This is a genomic window from Kitasatospora phosalacinea (genome assembly GCF_000717185.1).
In the GTDB taxonomy this organism is placed as follows: Bacteria; Actinomycetota; Actinomycetes; order Streptomycetales; family Streptomycetaceae; genus Kitasatospora; species Kitasatospora phosalacinea_A.
Window position 1 is genome coordinate 1 of the sequence record NZ_JNYE01000078.1, and the last position, 24240, is coordinate 24240.

The window sequence follows — 24240 nt, forward strand, 5'->3', positions numbered from 1 at the left end:
ACCGCCGCCGCGAACGGGGCGATCTTCGCCTCCGCCAGCGCACGCACCGACTCCCGGAGCATCACGTGCTCCTCGCCGAGCCGGTAGAGGTCGAAGTCCGCCCCGGAGTTGCCCGCCATGTTGTCCGTCCCTCACGTTAATTACCGTTAAGTAGGGCCCATCCTAGGCTCGTGGCCGCCCCGGCGGCAGGTGACCGGGACAACAGGGGGCGGCGGGGACGACGGGGGCGGCGGGGTCAGTCGACGTCCTGGCCGAGGGTGTCGGTGCTGGTGCGGTGCTCGGCGAGGTAGGCGTCCATCCGGTCGGTGCGCATGGCGTTCCACAGGACGCCCGCGGCGCCCTCGTCCATCAGGACCACCGCCTGGCCGTCGATGGTGTCGAAGCCGCCGAAGGGGGCGTTCATGAAGTGGACGTCGTCGGGGCGGACGTCGCGCAGGCTCCAGGCGAGGTCGTAGAGGTCGGTGTTGCTGAGCCGGTCGTCGACGCTGGCGACGTCGCCGATGGTGCCGAGCAGGCCGGTGAGCTTGGACGGGCTGGAGAGGGTGCCGGAGCTCATGGTCCTGACCATCAGGGCGCGCAGGAAGTTCTGCTGGCGCTTGGTGCGGTCGAGGTCGCCGTTGGGCAGGCCGTGGCGCTCGCGAACGTAGAGCAGGGCCTCGGCGCCGTCCATGTGGTGGGTGCCGGCCAGCCACTCGCGGGCGTCGCCCTTGGCCTCGATGGTGCGCGGGATGGTGATGTCGACGCCGCCGACGGCGTCGGTGAGGGCGCGGAAGCCGTTCCAGTCGATCACCGCGATGTGGTCGATCTTGATCCGGGTGAGGTCCTGGACGGTCTGGATCGTCAGCGCCGGGCCGCCCCAGGAGTAGGCGGCGTTGATCTTCGCCTTGCCGTGGCCCGGGACGGGCACCCAGGTGTCGCGCGGGATCGAGACCAGCGAGACCGACTTCCGGTCCGCGGAGATGTGCATCAGCATCATGGTGTCGCTGCGCTGCGCACCCGCCTGCCAGGCCGGGGCCTTGGCGTCCTTGCCGGTGGTGGGCCGGTCGGAGCGGGCGTCCAGGCCGACCAGCAGGAAGGTCTGGCCGGTGTGCGGGACGGCGGGGGGCTGCTCGGACGCGGGCACGGTCGGGAAGGCGTTCGGGATCCGCTCGACCGAGGAGGCGTAGTGGTTCGTGAGCCACAGCAGGCCGCCGAACGCCCCGCCGCACAGCACCAGCAGCACCGCCAGCGTCCAGAGCAGCAGCCGCCGCCCGCGCCTGCGCCGCCGGGCCGGGGCGGGCGTCCCGGCGTCCGCGCCCCCGTCTGCACCCTCCGCGCCCTCGCCCCCGCCCTGCCCGCCGTCGTCCGCGCCGTCGCCGTGCCCGTCCTCCTCGCGCGCGAAGATGCTCAGCGGACCGGGGTCCTCGTCCGGCTCGTCGCCCCGTCCCTTGGAAGTCATGGCGGCATTGTGAACCTCTCGTACGGACCTTCGAGCCGAAACCGTGAAATCCGCGCATCCCCGGCACTCGGCGGGGCGGCTACCATCGGTGGCTGCGGCCGTCGCTCCCCCTGGTACGGCCCGGACCGAAGGGAACGCGTGTGGCTCCCCGCATCACGGTGATCGGCACCGGCTACCTGGGCGCGACGCATGCCGCGTGCATGGCGGAGCTCGGGTTCGAGGTCCTGGGGCTCGACGTCGACCGGGACAAGCTGACGGCGCTCGCCGCGGGCCGGGTGCCGATGTACGAGCCGGGGCTGTCGGAGCTGCTGCTCAAGCACGTCGCGGGCCACGAGGGTTCGACCGGGCGGCTGCGCTTCACCGACTCCTGGGAGGAGGTCGCGGCCTTCGGCGACGTGCACTTCGTCTGCGTGAACACCCCGCAGCGCAAGGGCGAGTTCGCCGCCGACATGAGCTACGTCGACTCCGCGTTCGACTCGCTGGCGCCGCTGCTGGAGCGGCCGGTGCTGGTGGTCGGCAAGTCGACGGTGCCGGTCGGCTCGGCGAACCGGCTGGCCGAGCGGCTGGCCGCGCTCGCCCCGGTCGGCGCGCGGGCCGAACTGGCCTGGAACCCGGAGTTCCTGCGCGAGGGCTTCGCGGTCGGCGACACCCTGCACCCGGACCGGCTGGTGGTCGGCGTGCGCAGCGAGCGCGCCGAGCAGCTGCTGCGCGAGGTGTACGCGGGCCCGATCGCCGACGGCGTGCCGTTCGTGGTGACCGACTTCCCGACCGCCGAGCTGGTGAAGGCCGCCGCGAACTCCTTCCTCGCCACCAAGATCTCCTTCATCAACGCGATGGCGGAGGTCTGCGAGAGCGCCGGGGCCGACGTGGTGCAGCTGTCCAAGGCGCTGTCCTACGACGAGCGGATCGGCCGGAAGTTCCTGAACGCGGGCCTGGGCTTCGGCGGCGGCTGCCTGCCCAAGGACATCCGGGCGTTCATGGCCCGGGCCGGGGAGCTGGGCGCCGACCAGGCGCTGACCTTCCTGCGCGAGGTCGACTCGATCAACATGCGGCGCCGCTCCCGGATGGTGGAGCTGGCCCGCGAGCAGTGCGGCGGCGGCTTCCTGGGCCGCCGGGTCGCGGTGCTGGGCGCCGCGTTCAAGCCGAACTCGGACGACATCCGGGACTCGCCCGCGCTGAACGTGGCCGGGCAGATCCAGCTCCAGGGCGCCCAGGTCACGGTCTACGACCCGAAGGCGATGGACAACGCCCGCAAGATGTTCCCCAGCCTCTCCTACGCCGCCACCCCGCTGGAGGCCGCCGAGGGCGCGCACGTGGTGCTGCACCTCACCGAGTGGCAGGAGTTCCGCGAGCTCGACCCGGCCGAGGTCGGCGCGGTGGTCGCCGAACGCCGCCTGGTCGACGGCCGCAACGTGCTGGACGGCGAGTCCTGGCGCGCCGCGGGCTGGACCTACCGGGCGATGGGGCGGCCCTCGGCGGAGTGAGCCGCGCGGGCCGCCCCGGAATGAGCGGTGCGGTGGCGCCGTTGCCCCTGGCATGAGCTACGGAGACGACGCCACCGTCCGGAAGATCCTCACCGACTCCGGCGACACCTGGGCCGTGGTCGGCCTGTCCACCAACACCGCGCGCGCCGCGTACGGCGTGGCCCGGGTGCTGCAGCGGGCCGGGAAGCAGATCGTGCCGGTGCACCCGAAGGCCGAGGCGGTGCTCGGCGAGCAGGGCTACGCCTCGCTCGCCGAGATCCCCTTCCCGGTCGACGTGGTGGACGTGTTCGTCAACTCCGAGCTGGCCGGGGCGGTCGCCGACCAGGCGGTCGAGAAGGGGGCGAAGGCGGTCTGGTTCCAGCTCGGGGTGGTCGACGAGGCCGCCTTCGAGCGCACCCGCGCGGCCGGGCTGGACATGGTGATGGACCGCTGCCCGGCGATCGAGCTGCCCGGGCTGTGAGCCTCGGCCGCCGCCCGTCAGCCGCTGATCGGGAAGGCGATGTCGCAGACCTGGTCGGACGGTTCGGCGGTGGCCCAGTCGGCGAAGTACACCTCGCGGCCGGGGCCGGTGCGCGGGGTGCCGGTGCGCTCCATCCAGGCGCACACCGCGTCGTAGGCGCTGAGGATCTGCGGGTACTCCACCTGCGCCTTGGTGATCGTGGTGTACGCCTCCCGGTGCGCGGGCTCGGTGCGGTGCGCGGCGGTCGGGCCCGCGGCGGTCAGCTCCCCGGCGCGGGCCGGGTCGACCGGGACGCAGACCTCCACCGGGCCGTCGGCGTCCTCGTTGACGTCCCCGTGGTAGACCACGAACGGGGCGGCCGCCACGCCGCCGTGGGCCGCCGCGACGGCCTCCAGCCGGGCGGTGGCCTCCGGGATGAAGCGGTCCAGCTCCTCCGGCTTGGCGCGGCGCTGCTCGGTGAGCACCAACTGCTCGGGCACGTCGCGCTGTTCGATCCGGTACATCTCGTCGATCCCTTCGAGTCCGCTGAGTTGGACGCGGAGGTGGTCGGCCAGCGTCCGCTGCGAGGCGGTCCGCCGTTCGACGGCGGCCCAGTACGCGGCGACCCGCTCGGCCGCCGCGGGGCCCGGCAGGGCGAGCACCTCGGCGACCACGGCCAGCGGCATGTCCAGGCCGCGCAGCCGGACGATCAGCCGCGCGGTGGCCAGCCGCTCCGGCCGGTAGTACCGGTAGCCGCTGTCCGGGTCGATCCGGTCCGGCGGCAGCAGCCCCTGCCGGTCGTACAGCCGCAGCGCCTTCGGCGACAGCAGGCCGCGGCGGGCGAACTCACCGGTGGTGAGCAGCCGTTCCTCCTCCGCACCGGCAACGCTGCGGCCTGCCCCAGGGGCGGGGTCAAGCCCGTGGTTCACGCGCCGTCCACCTGCTCGCGGGTGGCGTTCGAGGGGCGGCGCCCGGCCCGCAGCCGGGTGGCGACCGTCTCGGCGCCGCGCAGCACCCGCAGCGCGTTGTGCCAGGTCAGCTTGGCGAGGTCGGCCTCGGACCAGCCGCGGCGCAGCAGTTCGGCGACCAGCACCGGGTACCCGGAGACGTCCTCCAGGCCGGAGGGGGTGAAGGCGGTGCCGTCGTAGTCGCCGCCGATGCCGACGTGGTCGATGCCGGCGACCTCCCGCACGTGGTCGAGGTGGTCGGCGACGGTCCCGGCGGTGGCGACCGGGCGGGGGTGCGCGGCCTCGTGGGCGCGCTGCACGGCCATCGCCGCGGGGGTGGTCTCCAGCGGGTGCAGGCCGTGGGCGCGCATGTTCTCGTCGGCGGCGAGCGTCCACTCGACGGCGGCGGGCAGCACGAACTTCGGCACGAAGGTGACCATCGCGACGCCGCCGTTGGCGGGCAGCTGGGCCAGCACGTCGTCGGGGACGTTGCGCGGGTGGTCGCAGACGGCGCGGGCGGAGGAGTGCGAGAAGAGCACCGGCGCCTCGGAGACCCGCAGCGCGTCGCGCATGGTGTCGGCGGAGACGTGCGAGAGGTCGACCAGCATGCCGAGCCGGTTCATCTCCCGCACCACCTCCTCGCCGAACGGGCTCAGCCCGCCGTGCACGGGCTCGTCGGTCGCGGAGTCCGCCCACGGCACGTTGGAGTTGTGGGTGAGCGTCAGGTAGCGCACGCCCAGCTCGTACAGCGCGCGCAGGGTGGCCAGCGAGGAGTTGATGCTGTGCCCGCCCTCGGCGCCCATCAGCGAGGCGATCCGGCCCTCGGCGCGGGCGGCCTCCACCTCGTCGGCGGTCAGCGCGAGCCGCAGGTGCTCGGGGTGGCGGGCGGTCATCGCCCTGACGAAGTCGACCTGTTCGAGCGTCGCGCTGACCGCGCCGTCCCCCGACAGCTCGGCCGGCACGTACACCGACCAGAACTGCGCACCGACCCCGCCCGCCCGCAGGCGGCCGAAGTCGGTGTGCAGCCGGTGGCTCTGGTCGGCCGTCAGGTCGACGGCGTCGAGGTCGTACCCCGCCTGGGCGCGCATCGCCCAGGGCAGGTCGTTGTGGCCGTCCAGCACCGGCGTGGTGCGCAGGACGGCCCGGGCGCGGTCGAGCAGTTCGGGGGTCATCCCCCCGTTCTACTACTTGCCGAACCCGAAGGAGTCGTTCCCCGCGACCTTGGCGCGCAGCTTGCGCCCCTTCTCGGTGGCCTGGCTGTTCAGCTCGGCCTGGAACTCGACCATCTTCTCGGCGAGTTCGGCGTCGAACGCGGCCAGCACCCGCACCGCGAGCAGCCCCGCGTTGCGCGCCCCCGCCACCGAGACCGTCGCCACCGGCACCCCGGCGGGCATCTGGACGATCGACAGCAGGCTGTCCATCCCGTCCAGGTACCGCAGCGGCACCGGCACCCCGATCACCGGCAGCGGCGTCACCGACGCCAGCATCCCGGGCAGGTGCGCCGCCCCGCCGGCCCCGGCGATGATCGCCTTCAGCCCGCGCCCGTGCGCCTGCTCGCCGTACGCGACCATCTCGCGCGGCATCCGGTGCGCGGAGACGACGTCGACCTCGTACGGGATCTCGAACTCGTCGAGCGCCTGCGCGGCGGCCTCCATCACGGGCCAGTCGGAGTCGGAGCCCATCACGATGCCGACAAGGGGAGAGGTCATTCGGTGATCGTTCCTCGCAGGTAGGCGGCCGCGTGGCGGGCGCGCTCGCGGACGTCTTCGAGGTCGTCCCCGAAGACGTTGACGTGGCCGACCTTGCGGCCGGGCTTCACGTCCTTTCCGTACATGTGGATCTTGAGGCCGGGGTCGCGGGCCATGCAGTGCAGGAAGGCGCGGTACATGTCGGGGTAGTCGCCGCCGAGGACGTTGACCATGACGGTCCACCTGGCGCGGGGGCGGGGGTCGCCGAGGGGGAGGTCGAGGACGGCGCGCAGGTGGTTCTCGAACTGGGAGGTGACGGCGCCGTCCTGGGACCAGTGGCCGGAGTTGTGCGGGCGCATGGCGAGCTCGTTGACCAGGATGCGGCCGTCGCGGGTCTGGAAGAGCTCGACGGCGAGGTGGCCGGTGATGTCGAGCTCCCCGGCGATCCGCAGGGCGAGCTGCTGGGCCTCGTCGGAGAGGGCGGGGTCGAGGTCGGGCGCGGGGGCGGTGACCTCGGCGCAGATGCCGTTCTCCTGGACGGACTCGACGACGGGGTAGGCGACGGCCTGGCCGCTGGGCGAGCGGACCACGTCGGCGGCGAGCTCGCGCAGGAAGTCGACCTTCTCCTCGGCGAGGACGGGGACGCCGGCGAGGAAGGGGGCGGCGGCCTCGGCCTCGTCCTTCACGACCCAGACGCCCTTGCCGTCGTAGCCGCCGCGGACGGTCTTCAGGACGACGGGGTAGCCCTCGCCCTCGGCGGCGAAGGCGGTGACGTCGGCCGGGTCGGCGACCAGGCGGTGCCGGGGGCAGGGGACGCCGATGGAGTCGAGCCTGGCCCGCATGACGCCCTTGTCCTGGGCGTTGACCAGGGCGTCCGGGCCGGGGCGGACGGCGATGCCCTCGGCCTGCAGGGTGCGCAGGTGCTCGGTGGGGACGTGCTCGTGGTCGAAGGTGATCACGTCGCAGTCGGCGGCGAAGGCCCGCAGCGTGTCGAGGTCGCGGTAGTCGCCGAGCACGGTGGTGCCGACCACCTGCGCGGCCGACTCCTGGGGGGTGTCGGCGAGGAGTTTGAAGCGGATGCCCAGCGGGATGCCCGCCTGGTGCATCATGCGGGCGAGCTGCCCGCCGCCGATGACTCCGACCACTGGAAAGTTCGCATTGCCCGCTACAGTCACGCGCTCCAGGATATCCGGGCCGGTGGGGGCGTCGGCACCGGCGTGCGCGGGGGTGGTGCGCGCCCGGATCCCGCCCCGGTCCCGGCCGGAGCACTCGCGGAGTGCGGGTAGCCTGGTGGGCCGGATCGCACGACACCTACTTATCCGACCATGTGAAGTAGACGTAGACGGAGACAGCCCGGATGACGAGCACCATCGAGACGCGTCCCTCCCTGGTCCAGCGGATGCGCGGGATGCGGCTGGAAGCCCTGGGCTTCGCCCTGGTCGGCGCCTCGGGCGTGGTGGTCAACTTCGGACTGTTCTGGATCCTCAACCACGTCCTCGGCCTGGCCCCGCTGCGCTCCAACGTGGGCGCGACGGCGGTGGCGATCGCCTCCAACTACCTCGGCTACCGCTACTGGCTCTACAAGGACCGCGACGCCGCCTCCCGCAAGCGCGAGATCACGCTGTTCCTGCTGTTCAGCGGCATCGGCATGGCGATCGAGACCGGCACCCTGGAGTTCACCCAGCACGTGCTCGGCCTGGGCACCTCGCTGGAACTGCTGGGCGGCAAGTTCCTCGGCCTGGCGGTCGCCACCGTCTTCCGCTTCGTCTCCTACCGCACCTGGGTGTTCAGGGCGATGCCGGAGCCGGCCGCCCCCGGGGCGGTGCAGGAGACCCCCGCGGTGGTGCAGGAGGCCGAACTGCTGCTGGCCGCCGAGGAGCGCCCCGCGCTGGCGAACTGACCCGCGGTTCAGTCGTCCCCGCGGGCGAGGAACAGCGCGAACACCGGCGGCCGCAGCGACAGCAGTTCGAGGCGTCCGCCGTCGGCCTCGGCGAGGTCGCGGGCGACGGCCAGCCCGATGCCGGTGGAGTTGCGGCCGCTGACCGCCCGCTCGAAGACCCGGTTGCCGAGCTCCCGGGGGACGCCCGGCCCCTCGTCCTGGACCTCGGCGACCACCGAGCTGCCGGAGCGGCGCACCCGCAGCGTGATGGTGCCCGCGCCGTGCATCAGCGAGTTCTCGATCAGGGTGGCGAGCACCTGGGAGACGGTGCCGGGGGTGCCGACCACCCGGGCGCCGGGCAGGCCCTCGATGACCAGTCGCCGCCCGCCGTCGCGCAGGGTGGGGCCCCACTCCTCGACCTGCTGCTTGACCACCTCGTCGAGCCCGAAGGTCACCGCGGTGGGGTTGTTGGGGTCGCGCTGGTTGGTGAGCAGCCGCTGCACCACGTCGGTGAGCCGCTCGACCTGCTGGAGGCCGATGGCGGCCTCCTCGCGGACGGTGTCCGGGTCCTCGGCGAGCGCGGTGATCTCCTCCAGGCGCATGGAGAGCGCGGTGAGGGGGGTGCGCAGCTGGTGCGAGGCGTCGGCGGCGAGGCGGCGTTCGGCGGTGAGCATCCGGGCGATGCGTTCGGCGCTGGTGTCCAGCACCTCGGCGATCCGGTCGAGTTCGGGGACGCCGTAGCGGCGGCCCTGCGGCCTCGGGTCGCCGGAGCCGAGCCGTTCGGCGGTCTCGGCGAGGTCGGTGAGCGGCCGGGCCAGGCGCTTGGCCTGCCAGACGGCGAGCGCCACGGCGGCCTGGACGGCGAGCAGCGCGACCACGCCGAGCAGCAGCAGCATGTTGCCGATCTCGTGGTCGAGCGCGGTGCGGGACTGCGCGGCGGTGACGGTCTCCCCGCTGGCGCCGGTCTCGGTGGCGGTCAGCGCGTCGCCCCGGACGGGGTGGCCGAGGGCGATCTGCGGCTGTCCGGGGATGTCCACGGTGACGTGGTAGTCGTCGCCGGTGACCACGGCGGCGAACTTCTCGCCGCTGACCGGCTCGCCCGCGGCGAGCCGGCTCTCGACCAGGCCGAGCACCCGGACCGCCACCGCGTCCACCCGGTCGTTGGCGGCGTTGACGATCGTCTGCTTCTCGATCAGGGCCAGCGGCACGCAGAACACCGCGACCACCACCAGGACGACGCCCAGCAGTGAGTTGATCATCCTGCGCTTCACGCCGGGCGGTCCTTCGGTCGGGTCGGTTCGCTGCGGTGCCTGCGGTCAGCGCTGCTCGGGTCCGGTCAGTTCTTCTCGAAGCGGAAGCCGACGCCCCGCACGGTGGCGATGTAGCGGGGGTTCGCGGCGTCGTCGCCGAGCTTCTTGCGCAGCCAGGAGATGTGCATGTCCAGGGTCTTGGTGGAGGTCCACCAGGTGGTGTCCCAGACCTGGCGCATGATCTCCTCGCGGGTGACCACCCGTCCGGCGTCCCGGACCAGGACCCGCAGCAGCTCGAACTCCTTGGCGGAGAGGGTGAGTTCCTCCTCGCCGAGCCAGGCGCGGTGCGACTCGATGTCGATCTTCACGCCGTGCGCGCCGGTGGTCAGCTGGTCGACGTTGCCGCGCCGGAGCAGGGCCCGGACCCGGGCGAGCAGTTCGGCCAGCCGGAACGGCTTGGTGACGTAGTCGTCGGCGCCGGCGTCCAGGCCGACCACGGTGTCCACCTCGTCGGCGCGGGCGGTGAGCACCAGGACCGGGAAGCTCTTGCCGTCGGCGCGCAGCCGCCGGCACACCTCCAGGCCGTCCATCTCGGGGAGCCCGAGGTCGAGCACGATCAGGTCGACGTCCTCGCCGAGGCCGGCGCCGAGGGCGGTCGGTCCGTCCTCGCGGACGAGCACCTCGTAGCCCTCGCGGCGCAGGGCGCGGGCCAGCGGTTCGGAGATTGCCGGGTCGTCCTCGGCCAGCAGCACACAGGTCATAGGGGCGATGGTAGACCGCGCGAGGGCCGCCGATCAGGGGGTCTCCGGCCGTCCCGGCACGCCCGGACGGGCCGCTGTGAACACCGTCACAGCCCGTGATCAACTTGCTTTCCGGGCCCGCTTCGGCAGCAACTGCGCTTTCATGGACATTCTTCGCATCACCCTTGGTTTCGCAGGCAATCTTCCGCCAGCGGCGTCAAAATGTACGATGCACAGCCGCAGAGCTTTACCTTCTGCATACCATTCACGCTCCGTGAGCAGCCGAACTCGCGACTTAGAGTGGTGGGGAACCCGAGAAAACAGGCAAGGAATCAGCATGGCTTCGACCACCCTGGAGCCCGGGGTACGGCCCTCCCCCACCCCGGGACGGACCTTCCTCGGCCACCCCCGCGGCCTGGCCACCCTCTTCATGACCGAGACGTGGGAGCGCTTCAGCTTCTACGGCATGCGCGCCCTGCTGGTGGTCTACATGTCCACCGCGGCGGCGAAGGGCGGCCTGGAGCTCCCGGTGGCCACCGCCGCCGCCGTGTACTCGGTCTACAACGCCATGGTCTACCTGCTCGCCCTGCCCGGCGGCTGGATCGCCGACCGGCTGCTCGGCGCCCGGCGCACCGTCGCCCTCGGTGGGCTGGTCATCATGGTCGGGCACTTCATGCTCGCCGTGCCCGGCGAGGCGTTCTTCTTCGCCGGCCTCGTCCCGATCGCGATCGGCTCCGGCCTACTCAAGGCCAACATCTCCACGATGGTCGGCCAGCTCTACGACGAGGACGACGACTCGCGCCGCGACGGCGGCTTCACCGTCTTCTACATGGGCATCAACCTCGGCGCCTTCCTCGCCCCGCTGGTGATCGGCACCGTCGGGCAGGAGGTGAACTGGCACCTGGGCTTCGCGCTGGCGGGCGTCGGCATAGCGCTCGGCCTGGTCCAGTACCTGCTGGGCAGCCGCCACCTGAGCCCGCGCTCGGACGTCGTCGCCTCGCCGATGAGCCGGGACGAGCGCCGCACGGTGCTGCGCAGGGCCGGGGCCTGGCTGGCCGCCGCCGCGCTGTTCTACGGCGTGGTGGCCGGCACCGGGCACTTCACCGTCTCCTGGGCGATCTGGCCGCTCTCGCTGGCCGGCCTCGCCGTCCCCGCCCTGGTGTTCGCCCGGATCCGCCGGGACCGCGACCTGACCGGGGCGGAGCGCTCCCGGATGGGCGGCTACCTGTGGTTCTTCGTGGCGGCCGCGGTGTTCTGGATGATCTACGACCAGTCCGGCTCCACGCTGAGCGTGTTCGCCGAGCAGAAGACCGCCGGGAGCCTGTTCGGCGTCGACTTCCCGTCCAGCTGGTTCCAGTCGCTGAACCCGCTGTACATCATGGCGCTGGCCCCGGTCTTCGCCTGGCTGTGGAACGCCGCCGCCCGGCGCGGCCGCAACCCCTCCACCACCGCGAAGTTCGCCTTCGGCCTGCTGATGATCGGCGCGTCCTTCCTGGTGATGATGCTCGCCATGGCGGCGGCCGCGGGCGGCACCGCGGTCTCGCCGCTCTGGCTGGCCGTGGTCTACCTGATCCAGACCACCGGCGAGCTGGCCCTCTCCCCGGTCGGCCTGTCCGTCACCACCAAGCTGGCGCCCGCCAAGTACGCCAGCCAGATGATGGGCGTGTGGTTCCTCGCCGTCACCGCGGGCGACTGCGTGGCCGCGCTCGCCCAGCTGCTGCTCGGCGACGACGTGGTCGGCTCGACCTGGTACTTCGCCGTCCAGGGCCTGCTGGCGGTCGCCGCGGGCGTCGGCCTGTTCGCCGCCCGCGGCCGGATCGGACGGCTGATGGGCGACGCCCGCTGACGCCCGCTGGCTCCTGCTGACGCCCGCTGACTCCCGCTGACGCCGCTTCAGAGCCGGCGGACCCCGCCCTGCCACACCGCGGCGGTCAGCGGGACGCCCGGGCGGTACGCCAGGTGGACGTGCGAGGGCGCGTCCAGCAGGTGCAGGTCCGCCCGGGCGCCGGGGGCGATCCGGCCCACGTCGGTGCGGCGCAGCGCGAGCGCGCCGCCCGCGGTGGCGGCGTGCACCGCCTCGTCGGGGGTCATGCCCATCTCGCGGACCGCGACGGCCACGCAGAACGGCATCGAGCTGGTGAAGCTGGAGCCCGGGTTGCAGTCGGTGGACAGCGCGACCGCGGCGCCCGCGTCCAGCAGCCGCCGGGCGTCCGGGTAGGGCGCGCGGGTGGAGAACTCGGCGCCCGGCAGCAGGGTCGCCACCGTCGTGCTCCCGGCCAGCGCGGCGACGTCCGCGTCGGTCAGGTGGGTGCAGTGGTCGGCGGACGCGGCGCCCAGCTCCACCGCGAGCTGCACGCCGGGGCCGTGGCCCAGCTGGTTGGCGTGGACGCGCGGCTGCAGGCCCTGCGCGAGGCCCGCGGTGAGCACCGCCCGGGCCTGGTCGCCGTCGAAGGCGCCGCGCTCGCAGAACACGTCCACCCAGCGGGCGTAGGGCGCGCACGCGGCGAGCATCTCGCCCGTCACCAGCTCCACGTACCCGGCCGGGTCGTCGGCGTACTCGGGGGCGACCACGTGCGCGCCGAGGTAGGTGGTCTCCTCGGTGTGGCCCGCGGCGATCCGCAGTGAGCGGGCCTCGTCCGCGGTGCTCAGGCCGTAGCCGGACTTCACCTCGACGGTGGTGGTGCCCTGGCGCAGCATCTCGGCCAGGTAGCGGGTCAGGTTGGCGTTCAGCTCGGCGTCGGAGGCGGCCCGGGTCGCGGCGACGGTGGTGCGGATCCCGCCCGCGCTGTACGCCCGGCCCGACATCCGGGCGTGGAACTCGGCGGTGCGGTCCCCGGCGAACACCAGGTGCGCGTGGCTGTCCACGAACCCGGGCAGCAGCGCCCGGCCGCCCGCGTCCACCGCCTCGTCGGCCGCGGGCGCGGCCGGGCCCGGGCCGACCCAGGCGACGCGGTCGCCGTCCACCACCACGGCGGCGTCGGCGAGCAGGCCGAGCGGGCCCTCGCCGAGGGCGGGGTCGTTGGTGACCAGCGAACCGATGTTGCTGATGAGCGTGCTCATGGCGGGTCTCTGTCCTTGATCGGCCGGGCGGGCGTGTCGGGCGTGTGTGTCGGGCGGGCGTGTCGGGCGTGTGTGTCGGGCGGGCGTGTCGGGCGGGAGCGTCGGGCGCGTGTGTCGGGCGCGCGTGTCGGGCGTGCGTGTCGGGCGTGCGTGTCGGGCGCGCGTGTCGGGCGGGGGCGGGCCGTTACCGCAGGGCGCCGATGGCCGCGGCGAGGGCGCGCCCGGTCTCCGGGACGAGCTGGTGCACGCCGTCCTTGACCACGTGCCGTCCGCCGACCACCAGGTGGCGGACGTCGGCGGCGGACGCCGCGAAGACCGCGGTCTCGGCGCCGAGCCGGGGCGGCGCCCCGACGGTGCGGACGGTGTCGAGCGCGAGGACGCAGAAGTCGGCGAGGGCGCCGGCCTCCAGGCGGCCCGCCTCGGGCCAGCCGAGCGAGGCGTGGCCGTCGGCGGTGCCCGCGCGGAGCAGCTCGTTGGCGGTCCAGTGGCCGCGGGTGCGGGTGCGCAGGCGCTCGTCGAGCTCCAGCGCGCGGGCCTCCTCGAACGGGTCGACGACGGCGTGGCTGTCGGAGCCGAGGCTGATCGGGCAGCCCGCGGAGGCGAGCTGCCGGGCCGGGCCGATGCCGTCGGCGAGGTCCCGTTCGGTGGTGGGGCACATGCAGACGGTGGTGCCGGAGCCGGCGAGCAGCCGGACGTCCTCGTCGGTGAGGTGGGTGGCGTGCACGGCGCTGGTGCGCGGGCCGAGGACGCCGTGGTCGGCGAGCAGCCGGGTGGGGGTGACGCCGTGCGCGGCGAGGCAGGCGTCGTTCTCGGCGGTCTGCTCGGAGAGGTGGACGTGCAGCGGGGCCCGGCGCGCCTCGGCCCAGTGCGCGACGGTGCCCAACTGCCCGGCGGGGACGGCGCGGACGCTGTGCACGGCGGCGCCGATCCGGGCGTGCTCGGCGCCCCGCAGGGCGGCGGCCCGTTCGGCCCAGGCGTCCGCGTCGCCGTCGGAGAAGCGCAGCTGGTGCCGGTTCGGTTCGGCGCCGAAGCCGGAGGACAGGTAGCAGGTGTCGAGCAGGGTGATCCGGATCCCGGCCCGGTCGGCGGCCTCGATCAGCGCCTCGCCCATCGCGTTCGGGTTCGCGTACGGGGTGCCGTCGGGCCCGTGGTGCAGGTAGTGGAACTCGCCGACGGCGGTGGTGCCCGCGAGCGCCATCTCGGCGTACACGGCGGTGGCGAGCGCCAGGTAGCGGTCGGGGTTGAGCGCGGCGGCGGCCCGGTACATGGTGTCGCGCCAGGTCCAGAACGTCCCGGAGCCGACCTGCACGGTGGAGCGCAGCGCCCGGTGGAAGGCGTGCGAGTGCGCGTTGGCCTGCCCGGGCAGGGCGAGCCCGGCCAGCCGGACGGCCCCGGCGGGGCAGGGCCCGCTGCCGGGGGCGACCTCGGCGATCCGGCCGTCCGGCCCGACGGTGATCCGCACCTCGGGCTGGACGGCGGGGCCGTTCGGGTGCGGCAGCCAGGCGTGCTCGGCCCAGTACGTCACGACGGACGGCATGCGAGGTCCTCCAGTACGCGGGCCAGTGCGGTGACCCCGGCGTGGCAGTCGGCCCGTTCGGCGTGCTCGGCCGGGGAGTGCGAGACCCCGCTGGGGTTGCGCACGAACAGCATGGCGGTCGGGACGGCGGCGGCCAGGACCCCGGCGTCGTGTCCCGCGCCGGTGGGCAGGACGGGGGCGTCCAGCAGCTGCGCGAGGCGGTCGCGCAGCGGGCCGTCGAAGTCGACGACGGGGGTGTACGACTCGCGGGTGAGCTCGACCCGGACGCCGTCGCGTTCGCCGCGCTCGGCCGCCGACTGCTCGATCCCTGCGACGAGTCGGCCGAGGGTCTGCTCGTCGGGGGCGCGCGAGTCCAGCCAGCCGCGGACCAGCGAGGCGATGGCGTTGGTGCCGTTGGGCTCGACGGCGACCTTGCCGAAGGTGGCGAGCGCCCCGGCGAGCCGGGCCTTCTTGCGGGCGGCGAGCACGGTGGTGGCGTAGGTCAGCATCGGGTCGCGGCGGTCGGCGAGCAGGGTGGTGCCGGCGTGGTTGGCCTCGCCGTGGAAGTCGAACCGCCACCGGCCGTGCGGCCAGATCGCACTGGCCACGCCGACCGGCCTCCCCTCGGTGAGGAAGCGGCCCTGCTCGACGTGGAGTTCGACGAACGCGCCGATCCGGCCGAGCAGTTCGGGGTCGGGGCCGATCAGCGCGGGGTCGTGCCCGGCCCGCTCCATCGCGTCGGGCAGCCGGACGCCGTCGGCGTCGCGCAGCGCGTGCGCGGCCTCCCGGTCGAGCACGCCGGTGGCCAGCCGGGAGCCGACGCAGGCGACGCCGAACCGGGCGCCCTCCTCGTCGCCGAAGTTGACGATGCCCAGCGGACGGGTGAACTCGGCGCCGCGGGCCCGCAGTTCGTCGTACGCGGCGAAGGCGGAGACCACTCCGAGCGGGCCGTCGTAGGCGCCGCCGTCGGGGACGGAGTCCAGGTGCGAGCCGGTGACGACGGCGTTCCCGGCGGCCGGGTCGCCGTGCCAGGCCCACTGGTTGCCGTTGCGGTCGCTCCTGTACGCCAGGCCGCGGGAGCGGGCCTGCTGCTCGAACCAGGCCCGGCACTCGGCGTCGGCGGAGTTCCAGGCGTGCCGCCGGTAGCCGCCGGTGGCGGCGGAGCGGCCCACGGGGAGCAGCTCCGCCCACATCGCGTCGAAGCTCACAGCTCGTTCATCGGGACGCGCACCCCGCGCTCCGCCGCGACCTCGGCCGCCCGGTCGTAGCCCGCGTCGACGTGCCGGATGACGCCCATGCCGGGGTCGTTGGTGAGGACGCGGCGGATCTTCTCCCCGGCCAGCGCGGTGCCGTCGGCGACGGTGACCTGCCCGGCGTGGATGGAGCGGCCGATGCCGACGCCGCCGCCGTGGTGGATGGACACCCAGGAGGCGCCGGAGGCCACGTTGACCATGGCGTTGAGCAGCGGCCAGTCGGCGATCGCGTCGGAGCCGTCGAGCATCGCCTCGGTCTCCCGGTAGGGGGAGGCGACCGAGCCGCAGTCCAGGTGGTCGCGGCCGATCACGATCGGCGCGGACAGCTCGCCCGAGGCCACCATGTCGTTGAACCGCTCGCCCGCCCGGTCGCGCTCGCCGTAGCCGAGCCAGCAGATCCGCGCGGGCAGGCCCTGGAAGTGCACCTTCTCCTGGGCCATGGTGATCCAGCGGTGCAGCGACTCGTTCTCCGGGAAGAGGTCGAGCACGGCCTTGTCGGTCTTGTGGATGTCCTTCGGGTCGCCGGAGAGCGCGGCCCAGCGGAACGGGCCCTTGCCCTCGCAGAACAGCGGCCGGATGTACGCGGGGACGAACCCGGGGAAGTCGAACGCCCGCTCGTACCCGGCGAGTCGGGCCTCGCCGCGGATCGAGTTGCCGTAGTCGAAGACCTCCGCGCCGCGGTCCTGGAAGCCGACCATCGCCTCCACGTGCCGGGCCATCGACTCGCGGGCCCGGACGGTGAACTCGGCGGGCTTCTCGGCCGCGTACGCTGCCATGTCCTCGAAGGCGACGCCGGACGGCAGGTAGGCGAGCGGGTCGTGGGCGCTGGTCTGGTCGGTGACGATGTCGATCGGGGCGTCCGCCGCGAGCAGTTGCGGCAGCAGGTCGGCGGCGTTGCCGAGCAGGCCGATCGAGAGCGGCTGCCGCCTGTCACGGGCCTCGACGGCCAGCTGCAGGGCGTGGTCGAGGCCGGACGCCTCGACGTCGAGGTAGCGGTGCTCGATCCGGCGGGCGATCCGGGACGGGTCGCAGTCGATGCAGATCGCCACGCCGCCGTTCATGGTGACGGCCAGCGGCTGGGCGCCGCCCATGCCGCCGAGGCCGGCGGTGAGGGTGACGGTGCCCTCCAGGGTGCCGCCGAACTTCTTGTTCGCGACCGCGGCGAAGGTCTCGTAGGTTCCCTGGAGGATGCCCTGGGTGCCGATGTAGATCCAGGACCCGGCGGTCATCTGGCCGTACATGGTGAGGCCGAGCGACTCCAGGCGGCGGAACTCCTCCCAGTTCGCCCAGTCGCCGACCAGGTTGGAGTTGGCGATCAGCACCCGCGGCGCCCACTCGTGGGTCTGCATCACGCCGACCGGGCGGCCGGACTGCACCAGCATGGTCTCGTCCTGCTTGAGCCCCTCCAGGGTGCGCACCATCGCGTCGAAGGAGCGCCAGTCCCGGGCCGCCTTGCCGGTGCCGCCGTAGACCACCAGCTTCGACGGGTGCTCGGCGACCTCCGGGTCCAGGTTGTTCATCAGCATCCGCAGGGCCGCCTCCTGCTGCCAGCCCTGCGCGCTCAGCCCGCTCCCCCGCGCCGCGCGGACCTCGCGCGGGCCGCTCGTCTGCTCTGCCATGGGCCAGCCTCCCTGCCGGATGGAATTCATTCACGATCTACGAGACTGAATATATCCAAACAGCACCACGGCGGCCAGAGCCCGCGCGGGGCGCGAACCCGGGGACTCGCCGCGGTGCGCGCCCTCTCGGGTCAGGAGGGGAGCAGGACCGGCGTGCCGCCGGAGAAGTCGTAGACCTCGGTCGCCAGGTCGGTGCTGACGGTGACCCGGTCGGGGCCGCTCCAGTGCGCCCCGGTGAAGGCGCCGCCGCCCGGGAACCTGCCGACCGCCGTGAGCAGCGTCCAGCGGCGGCCGGACCAGCCGGAGCCGTTCTCGACCTGGACCTCCCAGACCTGCGACTCGGTCTCGGTGGTGGTCGTCCCGTGGCGGATCACCGTCAGGACGCGGTCGGCGCCGCCGGGAGCGGCGCTGCGGGTCCTCTCCTCCGGGTAGCGGACGGGTTCCTCGCCGATCAGCAGCCCCATCGCTCCCACCGACACCGCCAGGGCGGCGAGCAGGGCCAGGCCGGCCTTCGCCGACTTCCGCACCAGGCGGCCGCCGAGCAGGAGGCCCGCCGCCAGGCCCCCACCAGGACGACGCCGCCCAGCCAGTCCGCCCGGCCCAGGGTGTCGGCCACCACCGTCCGCCCGCCGGAGCGGGTCTCGTGGTCCCCCCAGGCCAGGGCGGCCTCGGCGAGCAGCGCGAGCCCGGCGCACCCCCACCCGGCGATCGTTCGAACCTTCATCCGCCCCCTCTCCGGCGGACACCCTAGCGCTCCCGACGGGCCGTCAGGCGGCCTCGTCGCCGTCCCAGTCGATGCCGATCTCGGCCAGCCAGCGGCGGTCCGCCGCGTCGGGTTCGGGGGTCGGCCGGCCGGGGCTGCCCGGGGGGCGCGGGATGTGCTGGACGGGGCCGACGCCGTAGCGGTCGGCGGCCCGGTCGGCGGCGGCGGCCGCGTCGCTGCCCGGCTCCAGGACGCCGATGTGCACGGCCTCCTCGTCGCCGGGGTCGAGGACGGTCAGTTCGGGGTGCGGCGGACGGCGCAGCGCGATGCGGCGGCCGCAGAGCGGGCAGGACCATTCGTCGGCCCCGGAACCGAGCCGTCCGGTCAGTCTCATCTGGTGGATCGGCGGTGGCATTGGACTTCCCCCGTCCAAGCTGTCGTTCTCCCTACGGAGAGGGATGCCCGCTCAGCACCCGTCGCCAACCCGGCGCGAAGGTGTCATTCGGCGAACAACGGGTGTCAGTCCAGGAAGAGTTGACGGGCCGTCGCGGACTGCTCGATGGCCTCCAGCCGGGCCTCGGCGCCCGGCAGCTCGTCGCACATGGTCTGCAGCAGGACGCGGCCGAGCATCATCGGCGCGCAGGCGGTGTCGAAGACCAGGCCGGTGCCGACGGCGGCGGGCAGCAGCACGTCGGAGAGCTTGGCGACGGGGGCGAACGCCGAGTCGGCGACGGTGAGCACCGTCAGCCCGCACTCCCGGGCCACCGCGAGGGCGTCCATCAGCTCGCGCGGGTAGCGCGGCAGGGCGAAGCAGAGCAGCGCGGTGGCCCCGGCGGCGGCGACCTGCTCCAGCCGGTCGGCGAGCATCGAGCCGCCCTCGTCGAGCAGCCGGACGTCGGGGTGCACCTTGCCCGCGAAGTACGAGAAGCCGCGGGCCTGCGCGGAGGCGGCCCGCAGGCCGAGCACCGGCAGCGGGCGGGAGGCGGCCAGGATCCGGGCGGCCCGGACGATCGGGGCCGGGTCGGCGAGCAGTTCGGCGAGGTGCCGCAGGTGCTCGATCTCGGCCAGCACGGCCTGCTGGTGCTCGTTGCGCACCACCTCGTCGTGGCTCTCGGGCGCGCCGCCGTCGCCGACGCCGAGCTCGCGCAGCTGCTTGCGCAGCGCCGGGTAGCCGTCGTAGCCGAGCGCGACCGCGAACCTGGTCACCGAGGGCTGGCTGACCCCGGCGAGTTCGGCGACCTCCACGCTGGACAGGAAGGGCGCCTCGGTGGCGTGCCGGACCAGGGAGTGGGCGATCCGCCGCTGGGTCGGCGTCAGCCGGTGGCCCTCGAAGAGGTGGAGCAGCCGGGCGGAGGGCCCGGTGGTGGTGCCGGTCTCGTCCAGGGCGGTCATGTGCGGTACCTCCACGCTCGGTTGGGCGGTCGCCGGTGGCTTCGACGGTGGGACGACTGTGGCGCAGTCCCGGCAGGTGGGCAATCGCGTATCGACTGGCGGGACGGGCGGGTCCGGAGGCCGGTGGGCCGCCTCCGGTGGGTGCGGCCCGCCCGTCCCGCCAGGGGTCGGGCGGGCGGTCAGGCGAGCGGTCCGGTGACCGCCTCGACCGCCGCCAGCAGGGCGCCGGAGGCGACCAGGTCGGCGGCGGCCTCCAGGTCCGGGGAGAGGAAGCGGTCCCGGCCGGGGCCGCCGACCCCGGCCGCGCGGGCGGCGGCGACGGCGGCGGCGGTCGCCGGGGCGAGCACGCCCGGCTGCTCGGCGGCCTGCTCCCGGATCTCCAACGCCCGTGCGGCCGCGACGAGTTCCACCGCCAGCACGCGTCCGAGGTTGGCCACCGACTGCCGCAGCTTGCGGGCCGCGGACCAGCCCATCGAGACGTGGTCCTCCTGCATCGCCGAGGACGGGATGGAGTCGACCGAGGCGGGCACCGCGAGCCGCTTGTTCTCGCTGACCAGCGCGGCCTGGGTGTACTGGGCGATCATCAGTCCGGAGTCCACGCCCGGGTCGTCGGCAAGGAAGGCGGGCAGGCCGTGCGAGCGGGCCTTGTCGAGCAGCCGGTCGGTGCGCCGCTCGGAGATCGAGGCCAGGTCGGCGGCGGCGATCGCCAGGAAGTCCAGCACGTAGCCGACGGGCGCGCCGTGGAAGTTGCCGTTCGACTCGACCCGGCCGTCCGGGAGCACCACCGGGTTGTCCACCGAGGCGGCCAGCTCCCGCTCGGCGACCAGCGCGGCGTGCGCCAGGGTGTCCCGTCCGGCGCCCGCGACCTGCGGGGCGCAGCGGATCGAGTACGCGTCCTGCACCCGCGGCGCGTCGTCCTGGTGGTGGCCGGTGAGGCCCGAACCGCGCAGCACCGCCAGCATGTTGGCGGCGGACGCGGCCTGCCCGGGGTGCGGGCGGATCGGGGCGTGCAGCTCGGGGGCGAGCACCTTGTCGGTGCCCAGCAGCGCCTCCAGCGTCATCGCGGCGGTGACGTCGGCGGTGGCGTACAGGCGACGCAGGTCGGCCAGCGCCATCACCAGCATGCCGAGCATGCCGTCGGTGCCGTTGATGAGGGCCAGGCCCTCCTTCTCCAGCAGTTCGACGGGGGCGATCCCGGCCTCGGTGAGGAGTTCGCCGGTCGGCCGCTCCACCCCGTCCGGCCCGAACGCGGTGCCCTCGCCCATCAGCGCCAGCGCGCAGTGCGAGAGCGGCGCGAGGTCGCCGGAGCAGCCCAGTGAGCCGAACTCCCGCACCACCGGGGTGATCCGGGCGTTCAGCAGCGCGGCCATCGTCTCGGCGACCAGCGGGCGCACGCCGGTGCGGCCGGACGCCAGGGTCTTCATCCGCAGGAACACCAGGGCCCGGACCACCTCGGTCTCCACCACCGGCCCCATGCCCGCCGCGTGCGAGCGCACCAGCGAGCGCTGCAGCTGGGCCCGCAGCTCCGGGCTGATGTGCCGCACGGCCAGCGCGCCGAACCCGGTCGAGACCCCGTACACCGGCCGCGGCTCGGCCGCCAGCGCGTCGATCCGGGCCCGGGCCGCGGCCATCTCGGCGAGCGCGTCCGGCCCGATCTCGACCCGGGCCCCGCCGCGGGCGACGGCGAGGACGTCCTCGGCGCTGACGTCGGCCTTGCCGACCTGGACGACGACACTGTGCATATCCATATGCACAATCTCATCAGGTGAATGGTGATGTGACAAGCAGGGTCGCGAACCGGCCCACTGTGATCCGCACACGCATACGACCGAAGGGGCGGCGATGGGCACCGAGGACGACGGAAGCGGCATCCTGACGGTCCGGGCGGTCGGGCCCGGCCGCAACCGGTTCCGCATCGACAGCGGTGGCACCGCACTCGGCCGGGCCGGGCCCGGGGCACCGCCCCCGTCGTCCTGGCCCCCTGTGCCCGCCGGGTCCGGGTCGAGTTCCGCAGCACCTGCCTCGTCGTCCTGCTGCTCGTCCCGCTCGCGGTCGCCGTGTGCTTCGGCCGGACGTACGGCCCGGGCGCGACGGCGCTGTTCGGCGCCACCCTCCACGGCGTCCCCGGCGCCGCGGTCCGGCTGCGCGCCGCGGAGGCCCGACGGAGTGGTTGACTGGCCCGCGGAGGTGCGAGACGCATGGCGCGGGCGACGGAACGACGACGAGTGGTGCGGCTGCGCGGGGAGGAGCGCTCCGCGCGGCCCGACAGCCTCGCCGCCGAGGAGCCGCTGGAGATCCGGATCGGCGGCGAGGCGCTGACCGTCACCATGCGCACCCCCGGCCACGACTTCGACCTGGTCGCCGGGTTCCTGGTCGGCGAGGGCCTGGTCGGCGCCACCGAGGAGCTCGCCGCGCTGCGCTACTGCGCCGGGACGGACGCCGACGGCGCCAACACGTACAACGTCGTCGACGCCACCGTCCGCGGCGCCCGCCCCGCGCTCTCCGCCCACCGCAACCTGCTCACCACCAGCGCGTGCGGCCTCTGCGGCCGCGACACCGTCGACGCCGTCCGCACCCGCTCCCGCTGGGACGTCGCCCCCGACCCGCTGCGCGTGCCCGCGGCCGTCCTGTACGGGCTGCCCGACCGGCTGCGCGCCGCCCAGCGCGCCTTCGACACCACCGGCGGGCTGCACGCCGCCGGGCTCTTCACCGCGGACGGCACGCCGCTGTGCGTCCGCGAGGACGTCGGCCGCCACAACGCCGTCGACAAGGTGGTCGGCTGGGCGCTGCGCGAGGGCCGCCTCCCGCTGACCGGCCACCTGCTCGCGGTCTCCGGCCGCGCCTCCTTCGAACTCACCCAGAAGGCCGCCCTGGCCGGCCTCCCCCTGCTCGCCGCCGTCTCCGCCCCCTCCTCCCTCGCCGTCGACCTCGCCGAGGAGCTCGGCCTCACCCTGGTCGGCTTCCTCCGCGACCGCACCGCGAACGTCTACACCCGGGCCGACCGGATCGGCTGAGCGCCCCGGACGCGCGCCGCTACGCCGGAGGCGGTGAGCAGGGGCCCGCCAGGGCGACCGCGACCAGGGCCCGCAGGGCGGGGGCGGCCTGGGTGAGGGGGAGGGTGGACTCGTCGGCGAAGAGTTCGAGGAGCCAGCCCCCGGCCGGGTTGCAGCCGCCCGCGGCGGCCATCGCGCGGTAGCCGGAGACGACCATGACGGCCTCCTCGGCGGCGTCGTTGCCGGGGGCGCCGGCCCGGAGGGCGAAGGAGCCGCCGGTGACGGTGCGGGAGGTGAGGGGGTAGTGGCGGAGGTCGAAGACCGCGTCGGGGGCCTCGATCTGGGCGCGCTGGGTCTGGGCGCGGGCGCTGGCGGGGCCGCCGGTCATCCGGTAGACCGCGTGCCGGGCGGTGCGCATCAGCGGGGAGCCGGGCGGGACGTAGGAGATCCACCAGCCGACGGCGTTGAGCAGCCGGGAGGCGGTCTCGGCGACCAGGGCGAGCCGGCCGAGGGTGTCGGCGGGGTGGGTGCCGCCGCCCTGGTCGAGGGCGGCGAGGACGGCGGTGACGAGCTGGCCGGGGTCGGCGCTGTGCGCGGAGCCGCGGAAGCGGCGGCGGTCGCCGTTCTGGCGCCCGCCGGGGGCCTTGCGCCGGGGGTCGGCGGCGTCGGCGAGCTGGACGGTCGGGTCGGGGGCGTACGCGGGGCCGTGGCTGCGTCCGGCGACGACGGGGTGGGCGGCGCGGCCGGCCTTGGCGCGGTACTGGGCGGCGTCGGCGAGGCGGAAGAGGCGGTCGGGGGTGGTGACCGGGCCGATCGAGTCGCCGGTGGAGGCGACGCCGCAGGCCACGCCCTCGCCGTCGGTCAACTCCAGGGCGCGGGCGCAGAGTTCCTCGGCGACGGCGACCACCTCGTCGGCGGACTGGCCCTCCGCGAGCAGGCAGAACTCGTCGCCGCCGAGGCGGGCGGCCAGGCTGCCGGGGAGTTTCGCGGCGGACAGCGAGAGCTGGTGGGCGAAGCGTTCGAGGAGGCGGTCGCCCATCTCGTGGCCGAGCTGGTCGTTGACCCGCTTGAGGCCGTTGACGTCGCAGACGACCAGGGAGACGACCGCGCCGTCCCGGGTGTGCGCCTTGAGCGCGGCGTCGAGGCGGGCGTCGACGGCGCGGCGGTTGGCGAGGCCGGTGAGGGCGTCGGTGAAGGCGAGGCGGCGCAGGTCGGCGACGCGTTCGGTCTGGGCGAGGCCGGCCGAGACCTGGGCGGCGAGCAGGGTGGCGTACTCGGCGTCGGCGCCGGTGAAGTACGGCATGCCGGTGCCGCGGGCGAGGTAGAGCTCGCCCCAGGCCTGGCCGTGCAGGACGATCGGGGCGACCAGGCAGCAGCCGCGGCCGCGGCGGCGCAGTCCGGCGGCGCGCTGGCGGCAGAACGCGCCGGAGCCGTGCGGCGGGTGGCCGGTGTGCGGGCCGACGTCCTCGGCGGTCTGGGTCCAGGCGCGGGGCAGGCGGCCGGTGGTCCAGTGCTCTTCCAGGTAGGTGACGATCTCGGGGAAGTCGGCGACGGGGTACGACTCGTCCTCGGGGATCTCCTCCTCGCCGGGGGCGAGTTCGCCGTGGTTGACCAGCACCCGCAGCCGCCCGGACTCGCGGTCCCAGACGGAGACGGCGGCCATGGTGGCGCCGAGCGCGGAGACGGCCCGGGCGGCGGCGGCCCGGACGGCCTCCAGCGGGGTCATCGCGCCCGCCATGTCCTGGGCGAGCTCCACCACGGCCTGTAGCCGCAGGTCGGGCGCCGCCGCCTCGAACGAGGCCCGCTCGTCCATGGTCGCCTCACTCACCGTAAGCCTTC

The 24240-nt window shown here is 74.3% G+C and carries 21 protein-coding genes and 2 pseudogenes; 5 read left to right on the forward strand and 18 right to left on the reverse strand.

What is annotated here, in order from left to right; translation table 11 throughout:
* A pseudogene (locus tag OO57_RS42955) lies at positions 1 to 119 on the reverse strand (acyl-CoA dehydrogenase family protein); the annotation flags it as partial.
* Positions 120 to 235: 116 nt separating this feature from the next.
* Positions 236 to 1438, reverse strand: coding sequence for an LCP family protein (locus tag OO57_RS27525; protein ID WP_033255383.1), 1203 nt, complete (start codon positions 1436 to 1438; stop codon positions 236 to 238).
* A 140-nt stretch (positions 1439 to 1578) separates the two neighbouring features.
* On the opposite strand from OO57_RS27525, the gene OO57_RS27530 reads away from it, so the two are divergent.
* Positions 1579 to 2922, forward strand: a complete 1344-nt coding sequence (locus OO57_RS27530; RefSeq protein WP_033255384.1) for a UDP-glucose dehydrogenase family protein — start codon at positions 1579 to 1581, stop codon at positions 2920 to 2922.
* Positions 2923 to 2974: 52 nt separating this feature from the next.
* On the forward strand, positions 2975 to 3382 hold the full coding sequence (locus OO57_RS27535) for a CoA-binding protein (protein WP_033255385.1): 408 nt from the start codon (positions 2975 to 2977) through the stop codon (positions 3380 to 3382).
* Between the two features lie 17 nt (positions 3383 to 3399).
* Here the strand turns inward: OO57_RS27535 and OO57_RS27540 are convergent, their stop codons facing one another.
* From OO57_RS27540 to OO57_RS27555, 4 genes are read right to left on the reverse strand one after another with little or no spacing between them, the layout of a single operon-like run.
* Positions 3400 to 4290 (reverse strand): MerR family transcriptional regulator, encoded by an 891-nt coding sequence (locus tag OO57_RS27540; RefSeq protein ID WP_234337527.1) that lies wholly within the window; start codon positions 4288 to 4290, stop codon positions 3400 to 3402.
* Positions 4287 to 5480 (reverse strand): dipeptidase, encoded by a 1194-nt coding sequence (locus OO57_RS27545; protein ID WP_033255386.1) that lies wholly within the window; start codon positions 5478 to 5480, stop codon positions 4287 to 4289. The genes OO57_RS27540 and OO57_RS27545 overlap by 4 nt, the downstream gene beginning before the upstream one ends.
* 12 nt (positions 5481 to 5492) lie before the next feature.
* On the reverse strand, positions 5493 to 6017 hold the full coding sequence (purE, locus tag OO57_RS27550) for a 5-(carboxyamino)imidazole ribonucleotide mutase (RefSeq protein ID WP_033255387.1): 525 nt from the start codon (positions 6015 to 6017) through the stop codon (positions 5493 to 5495).
* Positions 6014 to 7105 carry a 5-(carboxyamino)imidazole ribonucleotide synthase gene (locus OO57_RS27555; RefSeq protein ID WP_051778319.1) on the reverse strand — a complete coding sequence of 364 codons (1092 nt, stop codon included), beginning with the start codon at positions 7103 to 7105 and terminating at the stop codon, positions 6014 to 6016. Before OO57_RS27555 ends, purE begins: the two co-directional genes overlap by 4 nt.
* Before the next feature lie 248 nt (positions 7106 to 7353).
* Here OO57_RS27555 and OO57_RS27560 point away from each other — a divergent pair, with 248 nt between their 5' ends.
* Positions 7354 to 7896 carry a GtrA family protein gene (locus tag OO57_RS27560; RefSeq protein WP_033255389.1) on the forward strand — a complete coding sequence of 181 codons (543 nt, stop codon included), beginning with the start codon at positions 7354 to 7356 and terminating at the stop codon, positions 7894 to 7896.
* Between the two features lie 8 nt (positions 7897 to 7904).
* On the opposite strand, the gene OO57_RS27565 is transcribed toward OO57_RS27560, so the two are convergent.
* Positions 7905 to 9146 carry an ATP-binding protein gene (locus tag OO57_RS27565; RefSeq protein WP_033255390.1) on the reverse strand — a complete coding sequence of 414 codons (1242 nt, stop codon included), beginning with the start codon at positions 9144 to 9146 and terminating at the stop codon, positions 7905 to 7907.
* 65 nt (positions 9147 to 9211) lie between these two features.
* Positions 9212 to 9886, reverse strand: a complete 675-nt coding sequence (locus OO57_RS27570; protein WP_033255391.1) for a response regulator transcription factor — start codon at positions 9884 to 9886, stop codon at positions 9212 to 9214.
* 316 nt (positions 9887 to 10202) lie between these two features.
* Between OO57_RS27570 and OO57_RS27575 the strand changes: the two genes are divergently transcribed.
* Positions 10203 to 11711 carry a peptide MFS transporter gene (locus tag OO57_RS27575; protein ID WP_033255392.1) on the forward strand — a complete coding sequence of 503 codons (1509 nt, stop codon included), beginning with the start codon at positions 10203 to 10205 and terminating at the stop codon, positions 11709 to 11711.
* Positions 11712 to 11758: 47 nt separating this feature from the next.
* Here the strand turns inward: OO57_RS27575 and hutI are convergent, their stop codons facing one another.
* The 9 genes from hutI to hutH all read right to left on the reverse strand — a co-directional run bounded on the left by hutI (position 11759) and on the right by hutH (position 21150).
* A complete protein-coding gene (gene hutI / locus OO57_RS27580) occupies positions 11759 to 12925 on the reverse strand; it encodes an imidazolonepropionase (protein WP_033255393.1) in 1167 nt (388 codons plus the stop codon).
* A 184-nt stretch (positions 12926 to 13109) separates the two neighbouring features.
* Positions 13110 to 14462 carry a formimidoylglutamate deiminase gene (locus OO57_RS27585; RefSeq protein WP_033255394.1) on the reverse strand — a complete coding sequence of 451 codons (1353 nt, stop codon included), beginning with the start codon at positions 14460 to 14462 and terminating at the stop codon, positions 13110 to 13112.
* Entirely contained in the window at positions 14447 to 15634 is a 1188-nt protein-coding gene (locus OO57_RS27590) for an allantoate amidohydrolase (protein WP_033255427.1), read from the reverse strand. Before OO57_RS27590 ends, OO57_RS27585 begins: the two co-directional genes overlap by 16 nt.
* Before the next feature lie 11 nt (positions 15635 to 15645).
* On the reverse strand, positions 15646 to 17313 hold the full coding sequence (gene hutU / locus OO57_RS27595) for a urocanate hydratase (RefSeq protein ID WP_033255395.1): 1668 nt from the start codon (positions 17311 to 17313) through the stop codon (positions 15646 to 15648).
* A gap of 131 nt (positions 17314 to 17444) precedes the next feature.
* Positions 17445 to 17840 carry a hypothetical protein gene (locus tag OO57_RS42960; RefSeq protein ID WP_033255396.1) on the reverse strand — a complete coding sequence of 132 codons (396 nt, stop codon included), beginning with the start codon at positions 17838 to 17840 and terminating at the stop codon, positions 17445 to 17447.
* Positions 17765 to 18037 carry a hypothetical protein gene (locus tag OO57_RS44165; protein WP_158715242.1) on the reverse strand — a complete coding sequence of 91 codons (273 nt, stop codon included), beginning with the start codon at positions 18035 to 18037 and terminating at the stop codon, positions 17765 to 17767. The genes OO57_RS42960 and OO57_RS44165 overlap by 76 nt, the downstream gene beginning before the upstream one ends.
* 43 nt (positions 18038 to 18080) lie before the next feature.
* Positions 18081 to 18410, reverse strand: a complete 330-nt coding sequence (locus tag OO57_RS27605; protein WP_158715243.1) for a hypothetical protein — start codon at positions 18408 to 18410, stop codon at positions 18081 to 18083.
* A gap of 125 nt (positions 18411 to 18535) precedes the next feature.
* Entirely contained in the window at positions 18536 to 19408 is an 873-nt protein-coding gene (locus OO57_RS27610; RefSeq protein ID WP_033255398.1) for a MurR/RpiR family transcriptional regulator, read from the reverse strand.
* A gap of 179 nt (positions 19409 to 19587) precedes the next feature.
* On the reverse strand, positions 19588 to 21150 hold the full coding sequence (hutH, locus tag OO57_RS27615; RefSeq protein WP_033255399.1) for a histidine ammonia-lyase: 1563 nt from the start codon (positions 21148 to 21150) through the stop codon (positions 19588 to 19590).
* A gap of 456 nt (positions 21151 to 21606) precedes the next feature.
* Between hutH and fdhD the strand changes: the two genes are divergently transcribed.
* Complete coding sequence (fdhD, locus tag OO57_RS27620; RefSeq protein ID WP_033255400.1) at positions 21607 to 22422, forward strand: formate dehydrogenase accessory sulfurtransferase FdhD; 816 nt, start codon at positions 21607 to 21609, stop codon at positions 22420 to 22422.
* Between the two features lie 577 nt (positions 22423 to 22999).
* Here fdhD and OO57_RS46970 read toward each other — a convergent pair.
* Positions 23000 to 24214 (reverse strand): annotated as a pseudogene (locus OO57_RS46970) (diguanylate cyclase domain-containing protein); the annotation flags it as partial.
* Between the last annotated feature and the right edge of the window lie 26 nt (positions 24215 to 24240).

What these genes read in the sequence shown, in the direction of transcription:
- hutI (WP_033255393.1), bottom strand. Translation starts at nt 12,925, where the DNA reads ATGAGCACGCTCATCAGCAACATCGGTTCGCTGGTCACCAACGACCCC.
- OO57_RS27585 (WP_033255394.1), bottom strand. Translation starts at nt 14,462, where the DNA reads ATGCCGTCCGTCGTGACGTACTGGGCCGAGCACGCCTGGCTGCCGCAC.
- hutH (WP_033255399.1), bottom strand. Translation starts at nt 21,150, where the DNA reads ATGCACAGTGTCGTCGTCCAGGTCGGCAAGGCCGACGTCAGCGCCGAG.
- OO57_RS27545 (WP_033255386.1), bottom strand. Translation starts at nt 5,480, where the DNA reads ATGACCCCCGAACTGCTCGACCGCGCCCGGGCCGTCCTGCGCACCACG.
- hutU (WP_033255395.1), bottom strand. Translation starts at nt 17,313, where the DNA reads ATGGCAGAGCAGACGAGCGGCCCGCGCGAGGTCCGCGCGGCGCGGGGG.
- OO57_RS27555 (WP_051778319.1), bottom strand. Translation starts at nt 7,105, where the DNA reads ATGATGCACCAGGCGGGCATCCCGCTGGGCATCCGCTTCAAACTCCTC.
- OO57_RS27570 (WP_033255391.1), bottom strand. Translation starts at nt 9,886, where the DNA reads ATGACCTGTGTGCTGCTGGCCGAGGACGACCCGGCAATCTCCGAACCG.
- OO57_RS27610 (WP_033255398.1), bottom strand. Translation starts at nt 19,408, where the DNA reads ATGACCGCCCTGGACGAGACCGGCACCACCACCGGGCCCTCCGCCCGG.
- OO57_RS27535 (WP_033255385.1), top strand. Translation starts at nt 2,975, where the DNA reads ATGAGCTACGGAGACGACGCCACCGTCCGGAAGATCCTCACCGACTCC.
- fdhD (WP_033255400.1), top strand. Translation starts at nt 21,607, where the DNA reads ATGGCGCGGGCGACGGAACGACGACGAGTGGTGCGGCTGCGCGGGGAG.
- OO57_RS27605 (WP_158715243.1), bottom strand. Translation starts at nt 18,410, where the DNA reads ATGAGACTGACCGGACGGCTCGGTTCCGGGGCCGACGAATGGTCCTGC.
- OO57_RS27525 (WP_033255383.1), bottom strand. Translation starts at nt 1,438, where the DNA reads ATGACTTCCAAGGGACGGGGCGACGAGCCGGACGAGGACCCCGGTCCG.
- OO57_RS27575 (WP_033255392.1), top strand. Translation starts at nt 10,203, where the DNA reads ATGGCTTCGACCACCCTGGAGCCCGGGGTACGGCCCTCCCCCACCCCG.
- OO57_RS27560 (WP_033255389.1), top strand. Translation starts at nt 7,354, where the DNA reads ATGACGAGCACCATCGAGACGCGTCCCTCCCTGGTCCAGCGGATGCGC.
- OO57_RS27590 (WP_033255427.1), bottom strand. Translation starts at nt 15,634, where the DNA reads ATGTGGGCGGAGCTGCTCCCCGTGGGCCGCTCCGCCGCCACCGGCGGC.
- OO57_RS44165 (WP_158715242.1), bottom strand. Translation starts at nt 18,037, where the DNA reads ATGAAGGTTCGAACGATCGCCGGGTGGGGGTGCGCCGGGCTCGCGCTG.
- purE (WP_033255387.1), bottom strand. Translation starts at nt 6,017, where the DNA reads ATGACCTCTCCCCTTGTCGGCATCGTGATGGGCTCCGACTCCGACTGG.